General features: G+C 71.7%; 18 protein-coding genes. 10 read left to right on the top strand and 8 right to left on the bottom strand.

Translation table 11 applies throughout. The features are described from left to right. Window positions 1-42: 42 nt before the first annotated feature. Window positions 43-456 carry a Fur family transcriptional regulator gene (locus tag DSC45_RS20450; RefSeq protein ID WP_119293039.1) on the bottom strand — a complete coding sequence of 138 codons (414 nt, stop codon included), beginning with the start codon at window positions 454-456 and terminating at the stop codon, window positions 43-45. 195 nt (window positions 457-651) lie between these two features. Here DSC45_RS20450 and DSC45_RS20445 point away from each other — a divergent pair, with 195 nt between their 5' ends. Together DSC45_RS20445 and DSC45_RS20440 are read left to right on the top strand one after the other, a co-directional pair. Beyond that, complete coding sequence (locus DSC45_RS20445) at window positions 652-2,115, top strand: catalase (RefSeq protein WP_119293038.1); 1,464 nt, start codon at window positions 652-654, stop codon at window positions 2,113-2,115. A 173-nt stretch (window positions 2,116-2,288) separates the two neighbouring features. Beyond that, on the top strand, window positions 2,289-2,684 hold the full coding sequence (locus tag DSC45_RS20440; protein ID WP_240434764.1) for an ankyrin repeat domain-containing protein: 396 nt from the start codon (window positions 2,289-2,291) through the stop codon (window positions 2,682-2,684). A gap of 197 nt (window positions 2,685-2,881) precedes the next feature. Here the strand turns inward: DSC45_RS20440 and DSC45_RS20435 are convergent, their stop codons facing one another. Further along, window positions 2,882-3,430, bottom strand: a complete 549-nt coding sequence (locus DSC45_RS20435; RefSeq protein WP_205571381.1) for a pep a2 — start codon at window positions 3,428-3,430, stop codon at window positions 2,882-2,884. A 296-nt stretch (window positions 3,431-3,726) separates the two neighbouring features. On the opposite strand from DSC45_RS20435, the gene DSC45_RS20430 reads away from it, so the two are divergent. Both DSC45_RS20430 and DSC45_RS20425 read left to right on the top strand, forming a co-directional pair. Continuing rightward, complete coding sequence (locus DSC45_RS20430; RefSeq protein WP_119293034.1) at window positions 3,727-3,963, top strand: DUF5133 domain-containing protein; 237 nt, start codon at window positions 3,727-3,729, stop codon at window positions 3,961-3,963. A gap of 88 nt (window positions 3,964-4,051) precedes the next feature. Further along, on the top strand, window positions 4,052-4,885 hold the full coding sequence (locus DSC45_RS20425; protein WP_119293032.1) for an aldo/keto reductase: 834 nt from the start codon (window positions 4,052-4,054) through the stop codon (window positions 4,883-4,885). Between the two features lie 21 nt (window positions 4,886-4,906). On the opposite strand, the gene DSC45_RS20420 is transcribed toward DSC45_RS20425, so the two are convergent. Then, a complete protein-coding gene (locus tag DSC45_RS20420; protein WP_240434750.1) occupies window positions 4,907-5,779 on the bottom strand; it encodes an endo alpha-1,4 polygalactosaminidase in 873 nt (290 codons plus the stop codon). Window positions 5,780-5,925: 146 nt separating this feature from the next. Then, complete coding sequence (locus DSC45_RS20415; protein ID WP_119293278.1) at window positions 5,926-6,900, bottom strand: NAD(P)/FAD-dependent oxidoreductase; 975 nt, start codon at window positions 6,898-6,900, stop codon at window positions 5,926-5,928. Window positions 6,901-7,103: 203 nt separating this feature from the next. Between DSC45_RS20415 and DSC45_RS20410 the strand changes: the two genes are divergently transcribed. The 5 genes from DSC45_RS20410 to DSC45_RS20390 all read left to right on the top strand — a co-directional run bounded on the left by DSC45_RS20410 (window position 7,104) and on the right by DSC45_RS20390 (window position 11,569). Then, window positions 7,104-7,880, top strand: coding sequence for a maleylpyruvate isomerase family mycothiol-dependent enzyme (locus tag DSC45_RS20410; protein ID WP_119293030.1), 777 nt, complete (start codon window positions 7,104-7,106; stop codon window positions 7,878-7,880). Between the two features lie 110 nt (window positions 7,881-7,990). Beyond that, complete coding sequence (locus tag DSC45_RS20405) at window positions 7,991-8,866, top strand: LLM class flavin-dependent oxidoreductase (RefSeq protein ID WP_119293028.1); 876 nt, start codon at window positions 7,991-7,993, stop codon at window positions 8,864-8,866. 241 nt (window positions 8,867-9,107) lie between these two features. Continuing rightward, window positions 9,108-9,431, top strand: a complete 324-nt coding sequence (locus tag DSC45_RS36930) for an ATP-binding cassette domain-containing protein (protein WP_346426667.1) — start codon at window positions 9,108-9,110, stop codon at window positions 9,429-9,431. Window positions 9,432-9,495: 64 nt separating this feature from the next. Further along, window positions 9,496-10,869 (top strand): sensor histidine kinase, encoded by a 1,374-nt coding sequence (locus DSC45_RS20395; RefSeq protein ID WP_240434749.1) that lies wholly within the window; start codon window positions 9,496-9,498, stop codon window positions 10,867-10,869. A gap of 55 nt (window positions 10,870-10,924) precedes the next feature. Next, on the top strand, window positions 10,925-11,569 hold the full coding sequence (locus DSC45_RS20390; RefSeq protein WP_119293024.1) for a response regulator transcription factor: 645 nt from the start codon (window positions 10,925-10,927) through the stop codon (window positions 11,567-11,569). 43 nt (window positions 11,570-11,612) lie between these two features. Here DSC45_RS20390 and DSC45_RS20385 read toward each other — a convergent pair whose 3' ends face one another. The 3 genes from DSC45_RS20385 to DSC45_RS20375 form a co-directional block, all read right to left on the bottom strand. Continuing rightward, window positions 11,613-12,296 (bottom strand): class I SAM-dependent methyltransferase, encoded by a 684-nt coding sequence (locus tag DSC45_RS20385; protein WP_119293022.1) that lies wholly within the window; start codon window positions 12,294-12,296, stop codon window positions 11,613-11,615. Window positions 12,297-12,365: 69 nt separating this feature from the next. Continuing rightward, a complete protein-coding gene (locus DSC45_RS20380; protein ID WP_119293020.1) occupies window positions 12,366-13,181 on the bottom strand; it encodes an SDR family NAD(P)-dependent oxidoreductase in 816 nt (271 codons plus the stop codon). A 91-nt stretch (window positions 13,182-13,272) separates the two neighbouring features. Next, the gene (locus tag DSC45_RS20375; RefSeq protein ID WP_119293018.1) at window positions 13,273-14,175 is read right to left on the bottom strand and encodes a class I SAM-dependent methyltransferase; all 903 of its coding nucleotides are present in this window, start codon (window positions 14,173-14,175) and stop codon (window positions 13,273-13,275) included. A 262-nt stretch (window positions 14,176-14,437) separates the two neighbouring features. Here DSC45_RS20375 and DSC45_RS20370 point away from each other — a divergent pair, with 262 nt between their 5' ends. After that, window positions 14,438-15,577: a hypothetical protein gene (locus DSC45_RS20370; RefSeq protein ID WP_162929284.1), complete on the top strand. Its 1,140-nt coding sequence runs from the start codon at window positions 14,438-14,440 to the stop codon at window positions 15,575-15,577. Between the two features lie 32 nt (window positions 15,578-15,609). Here DSC45_RS20370 and DSC45_RS20365 read toward each other — a convergent pair whose 3' ends face one another. Next, entirely contained in the window at window positions 15,610-16,440 is an 831-nt protein-coding gene (locus DSC45_RS20365; RefSeq protein WP_119293014.1) for an aminoglycoside adenylyltransferase family protein, read from the bottom strand. Between the last annotated feature and the right edge of the window lie 92 nt (window positions 16,441-16,532).

Here is a 16,532-nt window from a genome sequence, read left to right as displayed (position 1 = left end):
AGGCAACGCCCGCCCGGCGATCAGGGCCGAGGCGGGGACCGGTCAGGAGGCGCAGTCCGGGCACACGCCGCGATAGGTGAGTTCGACGTCGGAGACGGTGAAGCCGAAGCGCTCCGACTCCGGCAGGTCGGCCAGTGGATCACCCGCGGGCCGTACGTCGCGGATCGCACCGCAGCCGGCGCACAGCAGGTGGTGGTGCGGCCGGTGTGCGTTCGGGTCGTAGCGCTTGGCGCGGCGGTCGGTCGAGACCTCGAGGACCTCGCCGATGTTCACGAGTTCACCCAGGGTGTTGTAGACCGTGGCCCGGGAGATCTCCGGCAGCCTGTTCACCGCCCGCGCATGGACCTCGTCGGCCGTCAGATGGACGTGGTCGCCGTCGAGGACCTCGGCGACGACGCGCCGCTGAGCGGTCAGGCGCCAGCCGCGTGTCCGCAGTCTCCCCAGGAGGTCACTCATGCGGGCCACCCTAGCAGCGAGCAGGCCAAAATCGAGAACAGGTACGCCCCTGGAGCTCTGCTTGACTTGGATATTGTCCAGAGTAGGATCGGCAACGACCCAGCCAGGGACAGACTGCGCGGACACAAGGGCGCGACCGGCCAGGAGCCGGGCCTTGAGACGCACGCGGACGAATCACTCACCGAGGAGCGAGCTTTGCCCGAGAACAACCAGAAGCCGTTGACCACGGTCGCCGGCGCACCGGTTCCCGACAACCAGAACTCTGTGACCGCCGGTCCGCGGGGCCCGATGCTCCTGCAGGACGTGTGGTTCCTGGAGAAGCTCGCGCACTTCGACCGTGAGGTCATCCCCGAGCGCCGCATGCACGCCAAGGGCTCCGGCGCGTACGGCACCTTCACGGTGACGAACGACATCTCGCAGTACACCAGCGCGAAGATCTTCTCCGAAGTCGGCAAGCAGACCGACATGTTCGCCCGGTTCTCCACCGTCGCCGGTGAGCGTGGCGCGGCCGACGCCGAGCGCGACATCCGCGGCTTCGCCCTGAAGTTCTACACGGACGAGGGCAACTGGGACCTGGTCGGGAACAACACCCCGGTGTTCTTCTTCCGCGACCCGCTGAAGTTCCCCGACCTGAACCACGCGGTGAAGCGCGACCCGCGCACCAACCTGCGTGACGCCGAGAACAACTGGGACTTCTGGACCAACCTCCCCGAGGCCCTGCACCAGGTCACCATCGTCATGTCGGACCGCGGCATCCCCGCCTCGTACCGTCACATGCACGGCTTCGGCTCGCACACGTACAGCTTCATCAACGCCGAGGGCGAGCGCTTCTGGGTGAAGTTCCACCACCGCACCCAGCAGGGCATCAAGAACCTCACCGACGCCGAGGCCGAGGCCCTGGTCGGCAAGGACCGCGAGTCGCACCAGCGTGACCTCTTCGACGCGATCGAGGAGGGCGACTTCCCGAAGTGGAAGCTGTACGTCCAGGTCATGCCGGAGGCGGACGCGGACAACTACCGCTTCCACCCCTTCGACCTCACCAAGGTCTGGTCGAAGAAGGACTACCCGCTGATCGAGGTCGGCGAGTGGGAGCTCAACTACAACCCGCAGAACTACTTCGCCGACGTGGAGCAGGCCGCCTTCACCCCGGCGAACGTGGTCCCGGGCATCAGCTACTCGCCGGACAAGATGCTGCAGGGCCGGCTCTTCTCCTACGGTGACGCCCAGCGCTACCGCCTCGGCGTGAACCACCACCAGATCCCGGTCAACGCCGCGAAGAACCCGGTGAACTCCTACCACCGTGACGGTGCCATGCGCATCGACGGCAACCAGGGCGCCACCCCGGGCATCGAGCCCAACTCCTACGGCCGCTGGGCCGAGCAGCCGGCCTACCGCGAGCCGGCCCAGGCCGTGGGCGCCGTCGCCGACCGGTTCAACTACCGCGAGGACGACGACAACTACTTCGAGCAGCCCCGCAACCTGTTCCGGCAGATGAGCCCGGAGCAGCAGCAGGTGCTCTTCGAGAACACGGCACGCGCCATCGACGGCGCGTCCGAGGCCACCGTCGAGCGGCACATCGCCAACTGCACGCAGGCCGACCCGGCCTACGGCGAGGGCGTCCGCAAGGCGATCGAGGCCCTGGCCGCCGGCGAGCTCTGAGCCCGGCCGCCCAGGTGAGTGCGGGCTTGCCCCGCACACCGCACCCGGCGTCGCGTACCGCGCGTACGCACGCCGGGTGCGTGTAGGCCGTTCGAGAACCAGGCCGACGAGACCTGCTCGAACCGGAACGATCCATGGCTGAGCGATCACTACGGCCGCACGATCAGGAGGAGGTGCACATGAGCAGTGGAGGTGGACTGACTCCTGAGCAGACGGAACGCGTGGTGACGATCGCCATGGACCTGGCACGCGAGGGCAGCACCGAGCAGTTGGTGGAGTTCGTCGAGCACGGGCTCCCCGTCGACGTGACGGACCAGAGTGCCAACAGTCTGCTGATGCTCGCCGCCTATCACGGGCACGCCGGCACGGTGCGTGCTCTGCTCCGCCACGGCGCCGACCCGGATCTGCGCAACGACCGCGACCAGTCCCCCATCGCCGGCGCCCTGTTCAAGGGCGCGGACGACGTGGTGTCCGTGCTGCGGGAGGCCGGCGCCGATCTCGACGCCGGTACGCCCACCGCACGGGCCGCGGCATCCATGTTCGGCCGGGAGCACCTGCTCACCGACTGAACTCCCCTTGTGCGCCCGGCGGCTTCACGGCCGGAGCGGGCGACGGCTTCGGCGAGTGGCTCCAGGCCGCGGTCCAGGCCCTACGCGGCCCATACGGACCACTTGTCGCAGGAGAGAGGGGCCGGCACCCGTCGTCTCGGGTTCCGGCCCCTTTCGTATGCGCCGCCGCTGTCGCCGCGCCGCGCAGATCTGAGCGGTCAGGCTCCGGCGCCGCTGAGGACGGACTCGCGGCCGCGGACCGAACCGACGTCGACCGGGCTGGCGATCACCACCCGCCGCGGCCCCGCACCGGGCATCGCACATGCTGCGCCGGCCACCGGCTTCGGCGTCCGACGGGCCAGCGTCTCCCGGTCCGTCACGCCGACCCGGTACGCGAACCAGATGATCCGCCCCATGGGGGTCGCGCAACGGCCGCAGCTGTCGCTGAGTTCCTTGATACGGGTCAGGCAGTCGTCCGATGCGGGACGACCGTGCGAGGCGGCTCCGGTGTTGTCGGAGACCGCCGCGATCAGATACTCACCGTTCCACGACATCTCGATGGCGGTCGCGCCGCTCGAGTCGCCGGACTGCGCCCGGCGTTCGGCGATCGTGTGCAGCAGGACACTGATGCAACGGTCGACGGGTCGTGCGAGGTTCTCCAGTCGCCAGTACCGCAGGTGGGCCGTCAGGATCCGGGCGACCTGCCCGACCCGCTCCGGCGTCACCTGTACATCGAGGTGGTACTGACAGGGTTCTGCGTGGTTCATCGTGCTTGCTCCTCACCGCGGGACGTGCGCTCCGTCCCCGGCCGGAGCTCTGCACACGGAGCGTGAGCAGATATCGCTTGACTGTCACCATCAGGGTCGGGGCGTTGGGCCATCCGTGCAACACGGGGCGTAAAACCGCTGGTCCGCGCCGTTCAACAGGACGGATGGTGACCCCGCACGCACCATGAGTGAGGGTGCCGGTCCGGCTCACCGCAGCCGGCCGGTCTCCTCCGTGCCAGGCCCCAGAGTCCGCCCGCCGGGCTCGCCGGCACGGTCGACGGGAAGGACACGGTTCGATGCGGCTACGGGAAGCCACCCACGAAGTGACACGTCAACTCGAGCGGTACCGCACCTGGGAGCTGAGATTCCTCGCGTCCCCCGTGGACTCCGCGATCCGCGCCCAGTTCGAGCGCACGGCACGGGAGTTGTGCGCACTCACCGGAGCGCGCTGCGGCCGAGAGGCGGCGATGGCAGCCGAACGCTATCTGCGCGCCACCTCCGACGGACGTGCCGCCCGCCACCCCGGGCGTTGAACCGGACGCTCCGCACTCCCCCGGCGGCGTCGACGCCGGGTGCCGCCGCACAATGAACGGATCACCCGGCACACCGACGGAGGGCACCATGGGCATCACAGTTCCCGAGTACGAGCTGGGCGACGGCACGTTCGCCCCGGCGGTCGGCCTGGGCACCTACCCGCTGGACGACGACGAGGCGCGGGACGCGGTCGCGCACGCACTGCGCATCGGCTACCGGCTGATCGACACCGCCACCAACTACCGCAACGAGACGGGCACCGGCCACGGCGTCGCGGACAGTGGCGTACCGCGCTCCGAGATCGTCGTCACGACGAAACTGCCCGGCCGGCACCACGGATACGAGGAGACGCTCGCGTCGTTCGAGGAGTCACGCACGCGCCTCGGTCTGGAGCAGGTCGACCTGTACCTGATCCACTGGCCGCTGCCCCGGGTCGACCGTTACGTGGACTCCTGGAAGGCCATGATCGAGCTGCGCGAGCGTGGTCTGGTGCGCTCGATCGGCGTCTCCAACTTCACTGCGGAGCACATCGGCCGCCTGGAGCGGGAGACGGGCGTACTGCCGGTGGTGAATCAGATCGAGCTCCATCCGGCCTTTCCCCAGGACGAGTTGCGCACCTTCCACGCGGACAAGGGCATCGTCACGGAGAGCTGGAGTCCGCTGGGCCGGCGCAGCCCGCTCCTGGACGATCCCGCGATCGGCGGGATCGCTCGGGCGCACGGCGTGACACCCGGCCAGGTCGTCCTGCGCTGGCACACCCAGCTCGGCGCCCTGCCCATCCCGAAGTCCGCCGATCCGAAGCGGCAGCAGGAGAACCTGGACGTGTTCGGGTTCGAACTCGACGAGAACGAGCTCGCCGCCGTCGCCGACCGTCCGCACCGGCGGCAGGGCGGGGATCCCGAGACACACGAGGAGTTCTGAGCGGCCCGCTCCGGGTGCGGCTCAACAGTGCCGGTGTACGTGGCCGGCGCTGCCGGCCGGGGTGACATCGCGGTCCCGCAGGGTGATCGACAAGGCGGTCCCCCACGTGCGGCACGCCTGGTCGTAGTCGGGCGGCGAGTACTCGATGTCGAGGATCCGGTCGTCGTAGGTGTCGGCGAACCGGTCGCACTCGTCGTAGCGTGCGCACTCCTCGACGACGGCGAAGTCGAAGCCGATGCGGGCCCGTCGGGGCAGCAGGTCCGTGGTGTTCTTCTGCCCGACGGCCAGGCCACGGGCATGCGCCCGATCCGCCAGGAGCCGGGCGAAGGCGGCGGCGTCGTTCTTGGTGAGCAGGCCGTCGGAGCGTTCGTAGGAATCCAGGTTGTCGGGCTCGATCGCGTCGAATCCGGACTCGGCGCAGCCGTCGATCCACCGGCCGACGATGTCGAGGAGGCGCTGGCGTTTCGACGCGGTCGAGATGTCGAGGAGGGCTTCCTGCCAGTCCTCGTCGATGACCGGGTCGCCGCTGTCGTCCCGCAGCAGCAGGTCGGGGTGGTCGCCGTCCCAGCGGTCGACCGCGCGTCCCGGCTGGGTCTGGAAGGCGTTGACGTAGCAGATGTTGTAGTGCCCGGGTTCCGGGGAAGCGGTGCGGTCGCGGGCCAGCACGGTGACTCCGGCCGGGGGCGGGTAGGGGCCGCCGAGCTGGTAGTCGAAGGAGGCGTTCGCCTGCGGGGCGCGGAACTCGGTGGACGGCTTCCCGGTCGGGTGGGGCTCGGGGCGGTGCGGGGCGTCGGGTGCGCATCCCGTCAGGACGAGCACGGCCGACGCGAGTGCCCCGGCAACGGCCGGGCGGCGCAGGCGAGTTGCGAGGCGGCGCGGAGGGGCAGGGAGCACGTCGGTCTCTTCTGAACGGTGAGCGGGGCCCGGTGCGGCGCCCCGGGGATCAACCCTAGACGCCTGCCCGCACGCGCCTCGCCCGGCCCGACGTGTGCGAGCCGCCACCCGATGCTGCGGGACACGGGCTACGCGCCGCCTCCTCGTCACGCACCGGACGAAACGGCGCCCTGAGCCCGGTGCTCGGCCACCGCGTCCCGTGTCTCCTCCGCGACGAGTTCGGCGTTGATCTGCGCACCGGCGACGGCCCCCTGCGCGGCGGCGGTGTGTACCTGCGCCGACAGATCCGTGACGTTCCCGGCCACCCAGACACCCGGCACCTCGGTACGCCCCACAGCGTCGGCCGGGATGTGCTGTCCCATCCCGGACTGATGGTCCACCGCCCGCAGGCCGAGGTCCGTGAGGAAGCCGGCCCGGGCCACCATGCGCGGCGCGACGGCGACGGCCTCGCGGCTGATGGACCGCCCGTCGGCGAGCCGCACCCCCAGCGTCCTGCCGCCGATGATCTCCAGGGGCTCGAGTGCGGTCACCTCGCCCCGCACGATCCGGATCCCGCGCGCGGCGAGCTGTTCCGCCTGCTCCGCGTCCGGCTCGGCTCCGGTGTGGGGGAAGTAGGTGACGTCCTGACTCCACTGACGCAGCAGCAGAGCCTGGTGCACGGACATGGGGCCGGTCGCGAGTACGCCGATGGCCCGGTCGCGCACCTCCCAGCCGTGGCAGTACGGGCAGTGCAGTACGTCGCCGCCCCACCGCTCGCGCAGTCCGGGCACGTCGGGCAGTTCGTCGACGAGGCCGGCCGTGACCAACAGCCGTCGGGCGGCCACCGACGAACCGTCGGCGAGGGTGACCACGAATCCCGGCTTCTGGGCATGTACCGCGGTGACTTCTCCGGTCACCACCTGTCCGCCGTAGCCGACGACCTCCGCGCGGCCGCGCTCGAGCAGCTCGCCGGGCGGCGTTCCCTCCCGGCCCAGCAGTCCGTGCACGCCTTCGGCCGGGGCGTTGCGCGGTCGGCCCGCGTCGATCACCAGCACCGAGCGGCGGGACCGCGCCAGCATCAGGGCGCCGCTCAGGCCCGCGGATCCGCCGCCGATCACCACCGCGTCGTAGCTGGAGTTCATCTCCTGGGTCACCGTGACCACCTCCACGTCCGAGACTGCTGGCGACACGACCCTTTCCGCAAGCAAGCTTGCCGGAATCGCAAACTTCTGGCGGTCGGCGGACGCTGCGGGCGCTGCAGCCGGGCCGGTCTCGCCGGACCACCGGGCCGGTCTCGAGGGATAAGGGGACGCGCCCGGCGTTCGCGTGTGATCCACTCTCCGGCATGGATCCTTCACGTCTCCTCGCCTGCCTGAACGCCGACTTCGCCAGGCTGCGTTCGGTCGTACCCGACCGGTTGTCCGCACGCGTGCCGACCTGCCCGGACTGGACGGTCGGCGATCTCACCCGGCATGTGGGCGACGTGTACCTGCACAAGACCCTGGCGATGCGCGAGGGCGTGGAGCGCGAGCCGTGGCCGCCCGCGGAACTGGCCGACGAGGATCCGCTGAAGCTCCTGGACCGCGGCCATGCCGGCTTGATGGAGGAGTTCGCCGCACACGGCCCCGAGGATCACGCCGGATCCTGGTACACCCCCGATCCCACGGTGGGCTTCTGGATCCGGCGGATGGCACAGGAGACCGTGATCCACCGCATCGACGCCGAACTGGGCGCGGGCGTTCCGGTGGCACCCGTGGCGGAGGATCTGGCGGTCGACGGGATCGACGAAGTACTGCGCGTCTTCGCGGAGTTCAGCGTCGCCGAGTGGGGTGACTACTTCACCGGCATCCTGGACCGGTCCCCGGGGCGCCTGCACACGCTCCGCACCGACGGGGCGGAATGGCGGGTACGGACCGCTCCCGGACTGTTCGCCGTCGAGGGCGGCACGGACGGTCCGGGCGGCCGCGCCGAATGCGATGTGACGGTCTCCGCACCACCCGCCGACCTGCTGCGCTGGCTGTGGAACCGCGAGTCCCCCGGCGTACCGAGCGACGTACGCGTTGCGGGCACGCCCGAGGCGGTGGCGGAGTTGCGCGGCTGCCTCACCGTGGCCACGGAGTAGTCGGCGCCGCAGCGCATCCGTGTACGTCCCCGCCCCGCCGCGCAGACGGCCCGGTCCGCGCCACAGGCACGGTATTGCCGCCCATCCGAACGCGCTGGTAGGAAGAGGACATGACCGCACTGGGAGCCGTGTTCCGCCCGCAACTACCCCCGGAACGACTCCGCGATGTGGCCCTCGCGGCCGATCGCGCGGGACTCGACGAACTCTGGCTGTGGGAGGACTGCTTCCTGGAGAGCGGGATCGCCAGCGCCTCGGCAGCGCTCGCCTGGACCGAGCGGCTCCGCGTCGGCGTGGGCCTGCTGCCGGCGCCGCTGCGCAATGTCGCACTGACCTCGATGGAGGCGGCCACCCTGTACCGCCTGTTCCCCGGCCGGGTGCTCCTCGGCGTGGGCCATGGCGTGCAGGACTGGATGGGCCAGGTCGGCGCGCGGGTCGACTCTCCGGTGACGCTGCTGCGCGAGTACCTGGACGCGATGCGCGCGCTGCTGGCAGGGGAACGCGTCACGACCAGCGGCCGGTACGTGCAACTGGACCGAGTCGCCCTCGACTGGCCCCCGTTGACCCCGCCTCCGGTGCTGGCCGGCGCCATCGGCCCGCGGTCCCTGCGGCTGACCGGCGAGAGCGCGGACGGCACCGTGGTGGACGCGCGCGTCTCTGCCGAAGGACTGCGCACCGCGTGCGCGCTCGTCGAGGAGGGACGGAAAGCGGCCGGGCGCACGGGCCCCCATCCCGTGACGGTGTACGTCCACGCGGCGACGGGCCCTGGCGCGGCCGAGCGGGTGGAGGCAGAGGTTCGCCGTGAGGGCCACGACCCGTCCGCGGGACTCGGAGCCGCCGGTGACGCGGCGGAGATCGCCGCGGCCGTGCACGCACTCGCCGAGGCGGGCGCGGACACCGTGGTCCTGCAGCCCACCGCGGACGAGCCGGACCCCGAGGGGTTCGTACGGTTCGCCGCCGAGCAGGTGCGTCCGCTGGTCACCCTCTGACACCGCGGGGCCCTCTGAAGGTGGTGGGGCGCCCGCTGAGGCCGTGAGGCGGACCGCGTCGGTTCGGGCGGCGGTCCGCACAGCGAACCGCGGCCGGCCCGCGGGCAGCGCAGGAACACGCGGCGGGGGAAAACCCCCAGGCGGGACTGAGGAAAACCGCGTTCCGGGAGAGCATTCGGCTGCCTAACGTGTGAGGCATGCTCACCTCCGCGCAAACCCCGCAGCCCTCCTGGCGGCGGCGATGATCTCCGTCCGCGAGCCGACCGCGCACCATCGCGCCACGACGGCCGTCGAGCCACTCGGCCTCGAGCTTCCACTAGGGCGGGTGACCGGTTTCCTCGGCCCGAACGGCGCCGGGACATCCGCCCCACTCCGCAGGCTCGTGGGACTCGATGCCCCGGACTCCGGCCGGACCCTGACCCGGGGCCGCCGGTACGCCCCAGTGCGACGGCTGCTGCAGGAGGTGGCGCGCTGCTCGATGCCCGGGGCTTCAAGGCCGGGCGCAGTGCCGTCCCGCACCTCGCTCGGTGTGAGCGGACGGATGCCGGTGCGCCGTGACGTCTGAACGAGGCGGCTCCGAGGGCGGGGGCGGACCGGTGCCGAGTGGGCGCCCCGAGGCGGAGGGCGGCATGCTCAGTGCTGCGTCCGCGACGAGCGATCCACCCGCCTCGCCGCCGCCGCGACCGTCCCGCGGCCCGCGGTTCCTGCAGCCGCTCCGGATGCCGCTGCGGGCGAGGTCCTGGCGAGAGGCGGTGTACTGCCTGATCGGTGCACCGGTGGGTGTCGCCGGGGCGGTGCTGGTGCTCGTACTCCTCGCGCTGGGCCTCGGCTTCGCGCTGTCCATGGTCGGGGCGGTGCTCGGGCTGGTCCTGCTGGCTCTGGCGACGGTGCTCGCGCGTGGCCTGGGCGCGGTGCACCGCGAGCTGGCCGGGCGGCTCATCGGTGAACGGACCGCTCCCGCGCCCGCGTTCCGCGCGCCGCCGGGGCTCGGTCTGCTCGGCCGGGTGGACGCACGACTGCGGGACGGGAATGCCTGGCGGCAGGTCGCTTACGTCCTGGCCAAGCTCCCGCTCGCGCTGTGCGGACTGTACGGCGTGGCGTGGTGGGTGGTGGGGCTGGCGAATGTGGCGTCGCCCGTGCGCTGGTTCGTTCCCGGGCAGCGCGGCAGCGACGGCGGGCTCGGGTTGCCGACTCCGCTGCCCTTCGGCGGCTTTCCCGTCGTCCACAGTTTCGGCGGCGCGCTCCTCGGGGTGGTCTTCGGTGCGGTCCTGCTGCTGATCGCGCCCTGGCTCACGCGGGCGGTGGCCCGGGTGGACATCCGGTTGGTACGGGCGCTGCTCGGGCCGGGCGCCATGGCCGAGCGTGTCCGTGACCTGGAGGAGACTCGGGCGCTCGCCGTCGACGACTCGGCGGCGCTGCTGCGTCGTCTGGAACGGGATCTGCACGACGGCGCTCAGGTCCGTCTCGTGGCGCTGGCGCTGAGTCTGGACATGATCAAGGACAAGCTCGCAGCCGGCCAGGCGCCCGACCTGGGGCCGGTGCGCCGGTTGGTCGACGGCGCCCGGGAGAACGCCACCGCCGCGCTGACCGAGCTGCGCGACCTGTCCAGGGGGCTGCATCCGCCGGTCCTCGACGACGGTCTGCCCGACGCGCTCGCCTCGCTCACGTCGCGCAGTTCGGTGCCCGTCGAGCTGACGGTGGAGGTGTCGGAGCGGCCCTCGCCGGCGATCGAGACGATCGCCTACTTCTGTGCGGCGGAGCTGCTTGCCAATGTCATCAAACACAGCGGTGCGGCCCGGGCCACGGTGTCGGCGGTGCGCCGGCCGGACGGGACGCTGCGGCTCCGGGTCGGCGACGACGGTCACGGCGGAGCACGGTCGCACCCGGCCGGCGGGCTCGCCGGGTTGCGGCAGCGGGTGCGTACCGTCGACGGCACTCTCGACCTCTCGAGTCCCGAGGGCGGGCCCACCGTGGTCACGGTCGACCTGCCGCCGCACGCGTGACCGCCCGAGGCCGTGCGCGGACGGTACGCCGACGCCTGCGTGAGAGCATGCCGCCATGCGCGTGGTGATCGCCGAGGACGCAGCTGTGCTGCGGGAGTTGCTGGTCCAGATGCTGACGGACCGCGGATACGAGGTGTGTGCCGCGGTGGGTGAGCCGGACGGGCTCCGTGCCGCCGTCACCCGTCACCGGCCGGACGCGGCGGTCGTCGACATCCGGATGCCGCCCACCCACACCGACGAGGGACTGCGGGCGGCGATCGCCGTCCGCCGTGAACTCCCGGACACCGGCGTCCTGTTGTTCTCCCAGTACGTGGAGACGAAGTACGCGACCGAACTGCTCGCGGACGGCTCGTCCGGGGTCGGCTATCTGCTCAAGGAACGAGTCGCGAACATCGCGGAGTTCACGTCCGCCCTCGACCGGGTCGCGGCGGGCGGCACGGCGCTCGATCCGGAGGTGGTGACGCGTCTGGCGGCGGCCGGGCGCCGCGCGGCCGAGGTGGACACCCTGACGGACCGGGAGCAGGACGTCATGTCGCTGATGGCGGAGGGCCGTTCGAACACGGCGATCGCCGGCGCTCTGCACGTATCGGCGGGCACGGTGGAGAAGCATGTGGCCGCGGTCTTCGGCAAGTTGGGGCTGCCGGCCTCGCAGGACCACAACCGCCGGGTCCTCGCGGTGCTCAAGTTCCTGCGCGAATAGGGCGCGTGCCGCACCAGGGTCCGGACGGACGCCGCGCGCCTTCTCACAGCGACCGATGCGCGGATCCGCTCGTCTCCGCGTGCCAGACCAGGGTGTGGCGCCAGAACAGCCGGCCGCGTACCCGCACTCCGGGCAGGACTCGTTCCGCCTCGCGGCTGATGTCGGCGAGCGTCATCGTCGGCGGCTTCACCGGTGCGGTCATGGCCGCGGGACGCGGGACCTTGCGTCCACGGTTCTTGACCAGGGCCATCGCTACGTTCGACACCGCCGACGTCAGATCCCGTGCCCGGTCCGCGCCGGTCTCCGGCCGCGCGAGCCCGACCACGACGAGGGTGCCGCCCGGCGCGAGTTCCGCGCGGAAGCGCTGCAGGGACTCGGTGAACGGGAGGTGGTGGAGGACCGCGACGCAGGTGATGACGTCGTAGGGACCGGGAGGCAGTCCCTCGGGCGCCGAGCCGACGGTGTAGGTGACCGGGGACGACGACGGGGTGAGCGCGCGGGCCCGGGCCACCGTGTCCGCGTCGGCGTCGAGCGCGTCCACGGCACCGGCCCGTGCGGCCAGGGCGCGGGCCAGGTCTCCCGTGCCGCACCCGACGTCGAGGGCGCGGTCGAATCGTCGGGGCAGGGTGCGCAGGATCCATCGGTGAAAGTGCGCGTTGTGGTCCCAGGGCCGGGCGGCGTGGAAGGCGTTCAGTACCCCGATGATCCGGCTCTTGCGTGTCCCCATGGGTCCCCAGTCCATCACGGGCTGACGTCCCCGGCGTGACGAGGGTGGGCAGGCGCCGGGCCACGGGGTTCAGCGCAGGACGATGACGTTGCCCGTGATCAAGGCTGCCTCGTCGGAGGCCAGGTGGACGAGGGTGCGGGCCACGTCGTCCGGTTCGGCGACATGGAAATGGGTGGTGCTGGCCTCGACGAACCGCCGCACCTCGTCCGTGACCCAGCCGGTGTCGGTGACCGGCGGGTGGACGACGTTGGCGGTGATCCCGAACGGGGCCAGTTCGACCGCGGCGGACAGTGTGTAGTCGGTCTGTGCGGCCTTCGCCGCGCCGTAGGACACCTCGCCGGGAAAGCCGAGGTCGCCGCCGGAGGTGAGGCCGATGATCCGGCCCCAGTCCGCGCCGCGTTCCAGGTGTCGGCGCGCGAGTTCGGCGATCAGCAACGCGGGTGCCCGCGCGTCGACGGCGAACTGCTGGGCCCAGGTGGCGGAGGTGACGGGGCGCAGTACCCGGTCGAAGCGGTCGACGGGATCGGGCGTGAAGGTGTCCTGGACCCAGCCCGAGGCGTTGTTGACGAGGATGTCGACGGGTCCGAGGTGCTCTTCCGCGTGGTCGAACAGGGCCGCTGCGGTGGCGGGCTCAGCCAGGTCCGCCTCCATCGGCACGGCGCGTCCACCGGCGGCGCGGATGGTGTCGACGACCTCGTCGAGACCCGTGGCCCGCTGCTTGTCGTAGGTGCTCTGCGGTGCGCCGCCGTCTGCGGCGCGCAGCGGAAGTCCCGTGCACAGGACGGCTGCGCCGCGGGCGGCGAGCGCCCGGGCGACCGCCGCCCCGATTCCCTGGTTCGCGCCGGTCACGATCGCCACGTGTCCGGTTGCCGCTGTCTCGTGCATCGCAGCCGTCCTCGTTCCTGTCCGCAGTCTGCCGTGGTCGTCCGGAGGTGTTCTCGGCGTGCCGGGCGAACGTCCGCCGACGCGCCCTACGTCAGCGTCCGGGCATCCCCAACTCCCAGAGGATCATGGACGGTACGCCCTCGGTCGCCGCACGCGCCGCCTCGGGCGCGAGAGCGGCCAGGGACCAGGGCCAGGTGTCCCAAGGCCCGGGGTCGCCCTTCGCGACGGGTGGACCGGGTTCCGGATCCGGCCCGGCCGCGATCGCGTTCAGGGGCTCCTCGCAGCGCCGCACCTCGAATCCGGCGGCGAGCGCGGCCCGCAGGTAGTCGCCCGTGCGGTGACGGTACGAAGCCACCCGGCCCGGCGTGCCGTCCTCCCGGCGGACCGCCGGAACCGCGCCGCGCGCCACCACCTCGGGATGGACGTCGGCGATCACGGCCGACCCGCCCGGACGCAGTACCCGGGCCATCTCCCGCAGTACGGGCTCCAGTTGAGGGACGTGGGTCAGGGCCAGGGAGCAGGTGACCAGGTCGACGGACGCGTCGTCGACGGGGAACCCCTGGAGCGTGCCGCGCCAGAACGTGCCCCGCGGCACCCGCCGCCGGGCCAGGGCGAGCATCTCGGGAGATGCGTCCACGCCCACCACCTCGTGGCCGAGGTTCCCGAGCAGGGCCGCGACCCGCCCGGTGCCGCACGCCGCATCGAGCGCCACGCCCGCGGGCCGGGCACCGGCGACCTCCCGGATCAGCGCCTCGTCGAAGTCGAAGGCGGGGTTGGGGGCGTCGTAGGTGGGCGCCCAGATGCCGTACGCCTCGACCGGATCGAGGCGCGCCACTTCGACGCCCGCGTCCTGCAGGGCGGGCTCGTCGAGGAGCCGGCGGACGGCGTCGACGCGTGCACGGGTGAAGGCCCGGTCGTGCTCTCCGGTGAAAGCTCGGAGCAGGGCGGCGCCTTGGAGGCCGATCGCGTAGGCCAGGGGGTCCTCGTACGTCACGTCGACAACGTTAGTGATCCCGGTGCGGCCCCTGCGAACGGATTACCGGCGACCGCTCTTCGCCGGCCCGCGCTCGGCCCGCCGCGCGCGCCGGGAGCCCGTTTTGCGGAATTCCTCCGACCGCCCCCGGCCACGCCCTACCGTCGTTCGGGTGCCGCCGCCGGAGCCCCTGCGGCGGACGGCACGGCGAAGGGGCCCGCCGTACCCGCGGTCCCTCGTCACCGACGTTCAGGGGGATCGGGGGAAGAATCGCGCTATGCGCATGTCCAGGAACAGGTCCGACGACGGGGCCGACAGCAGGGCCGCCACCAGGTCCAGGATCCCGCGGCTGACGGCCGCTGTGGGCGCGGCCGCACTCGTGGTCCCCGCGCTGACCGGCGCCACGGCCGAAGCTCCGGCGGCCGCCGACGAGGCGAAGCCCAACGACGCGCCGGGCTTCCTGCAGGTGTACGACGCCAATGTGGAGAACCTGCCCACCTCCACCGAGACTTCTCCGGCCCAGTGCGCGGGCGACTGGCACGACCTCATGTACTACATGCGCACCCAGGAACTGAAGCCGGACGTGTATCTGGTCCAACAGCTCAGCAACAAGGCGCAGTTGGACCGCCTCCTGGACCGTATGGAGACCCACTTCGGCGAGAAGTTCTCCGGTGTGCTCGCCGAGAACGCCCCGGTACCGTCCGACGAGGGCGCCGGAGGCAACTGCTGGAACTACAAGAAGCGCCAGACGAACGCCGTGATCTGGCGCACCGACCGCCTGGAACTCCTCAAGTCCGCCTCGCCGGACAACCGATGGCAGGCCCAGAACTGGAACGGGAAGGAGTGCGTGAACAACAACCAGCCGCGCACCAAGGGCGTCAAGGCCCTGCTGCGCGACAAGGTCTCGGGAAAGACGGTCACCGCCGCGTCGTTCCACTGGCCGACGGTCGGCCACGGCGGCAGCAAGTGCACGATGTCCAACATCGGTGAGCTGTCCAACGAACTGACCGAGGACGAGTACGACACCGACCCGACGCACGGCTCGACGGACCTGTATCTGGCCGGCGGTGACAGTAATGCGCACGAGCAGACCGGCGGGGACTGGCACCCCTGGTACGCGGCGGCGAACGCCGACATCGGTGGCAGGTTCGGCTTCCGTGACGCCGTGTACGCGGACTGCGCGACGCAGGACGATCCCGACGCTTGCCGCGCCGACCGGTGGACGCTGATCACCAAGTCCCACCGCCGCGTCGACTACCTCCTCGGCCGGAAGCCGGACGGCGCACAGCCCCGGATGACCGATGTGGCCGTACCCACGTTCGACGAGGGTGACCTGGCGGACGAGGAGTTGTCGGACGACGGGGACCGGGGCGACCTCGACTATTCCGACCACCGTGCGGTCGGAGCACGCGTGCACTACTGATGCGCGGCGGCCGCACATCGGTGGGGTGCCTCTCAGCGGTGTGCGGCCGCCCGCTCGATCTCCCGGACGAGATGGGCGGCGAACGGGCGCAGCTCGTCGCGCAGCCCGGACCAGTCCTCGGCCGCCTCGCCGAGATAGACCGCCCGGGCGTGGGCGAGGACGGCCCGGTGCCGGGCGGGAAGTCGCGCGAGTACCCAATTCGCCGCCACGTCCTTGGAGTTGATGGTGCCGGTCTCCAGCGTGGCGCGGATGCGGGCGAGAGTGAGGACGACATTGCGGGTGTCCTCCTCGAGCTCGGCGAGGAGCTGGGGTACGCCGTCGGCCATCGCCCGCGCGAGGTCGTCCCGAGGCACGGGGCCGAGGATCTCCGACGGGCGCGGTCCGTACAGCGGCCGGTCCCCGAGGAGCACGATGGTGACCAACGGGGCGAGATCGGGGCTCGGTTCGCGGACCGGCAGGTCTCCGCGTTCGTATTCCTCGCGCAGCCATTCCCCGTACTGGAAGTCGCAGACGGGCGGATACCGCCAGGGCCGTACGTCGGAGTCGACCACGACCGTGAGTTCGACCGGCCGCGCGGACCGCGGTCCTCCTGCTCCGGAGGCGGTGAGCAACTGGTCGACCAGGGCACGGCGTTCCGCGTCTGTTGCGGGCCTGCGGGTCACGACGAACAGGTCCAGGTCGCTGGTCGGGCGCAGGCCACCCAGGACGGCCGATCCGTGCAGGTAGACGCCCCGTAGGTCCCGGCCGAACACCTGGTGCACAAGGCGCAGTACGCGCTCCTGCTGTTCCTGGGTAGGGGCGTCGGGCCCCCCTTGAGCGCCGGTTGCGGTGTCGGGGTTCCGGCTCGTACGGGGACGGTCCACGTTCCCTCTGTCGTCTGTGGGATCTCGGGGTCGGTGTGCGTCCTCCACGGTACGACGTGCCGCCGGACACCTGGGTGGTGCCCGGCGTACGA

Source organism: Streptomyces sp. YIM 130001, from assembly GCF_003574445.1.
GTDB lineage: Bacteria > Actinomycetota > Actinomycetes > Streptomycetales > Streptomycetaceae > Streptomyces.
The sequence above is the reverse complement of the archived record's forward strand: the minus strand, read 5'-3'. Positions and strand labels throughout refer to the sequence as shown.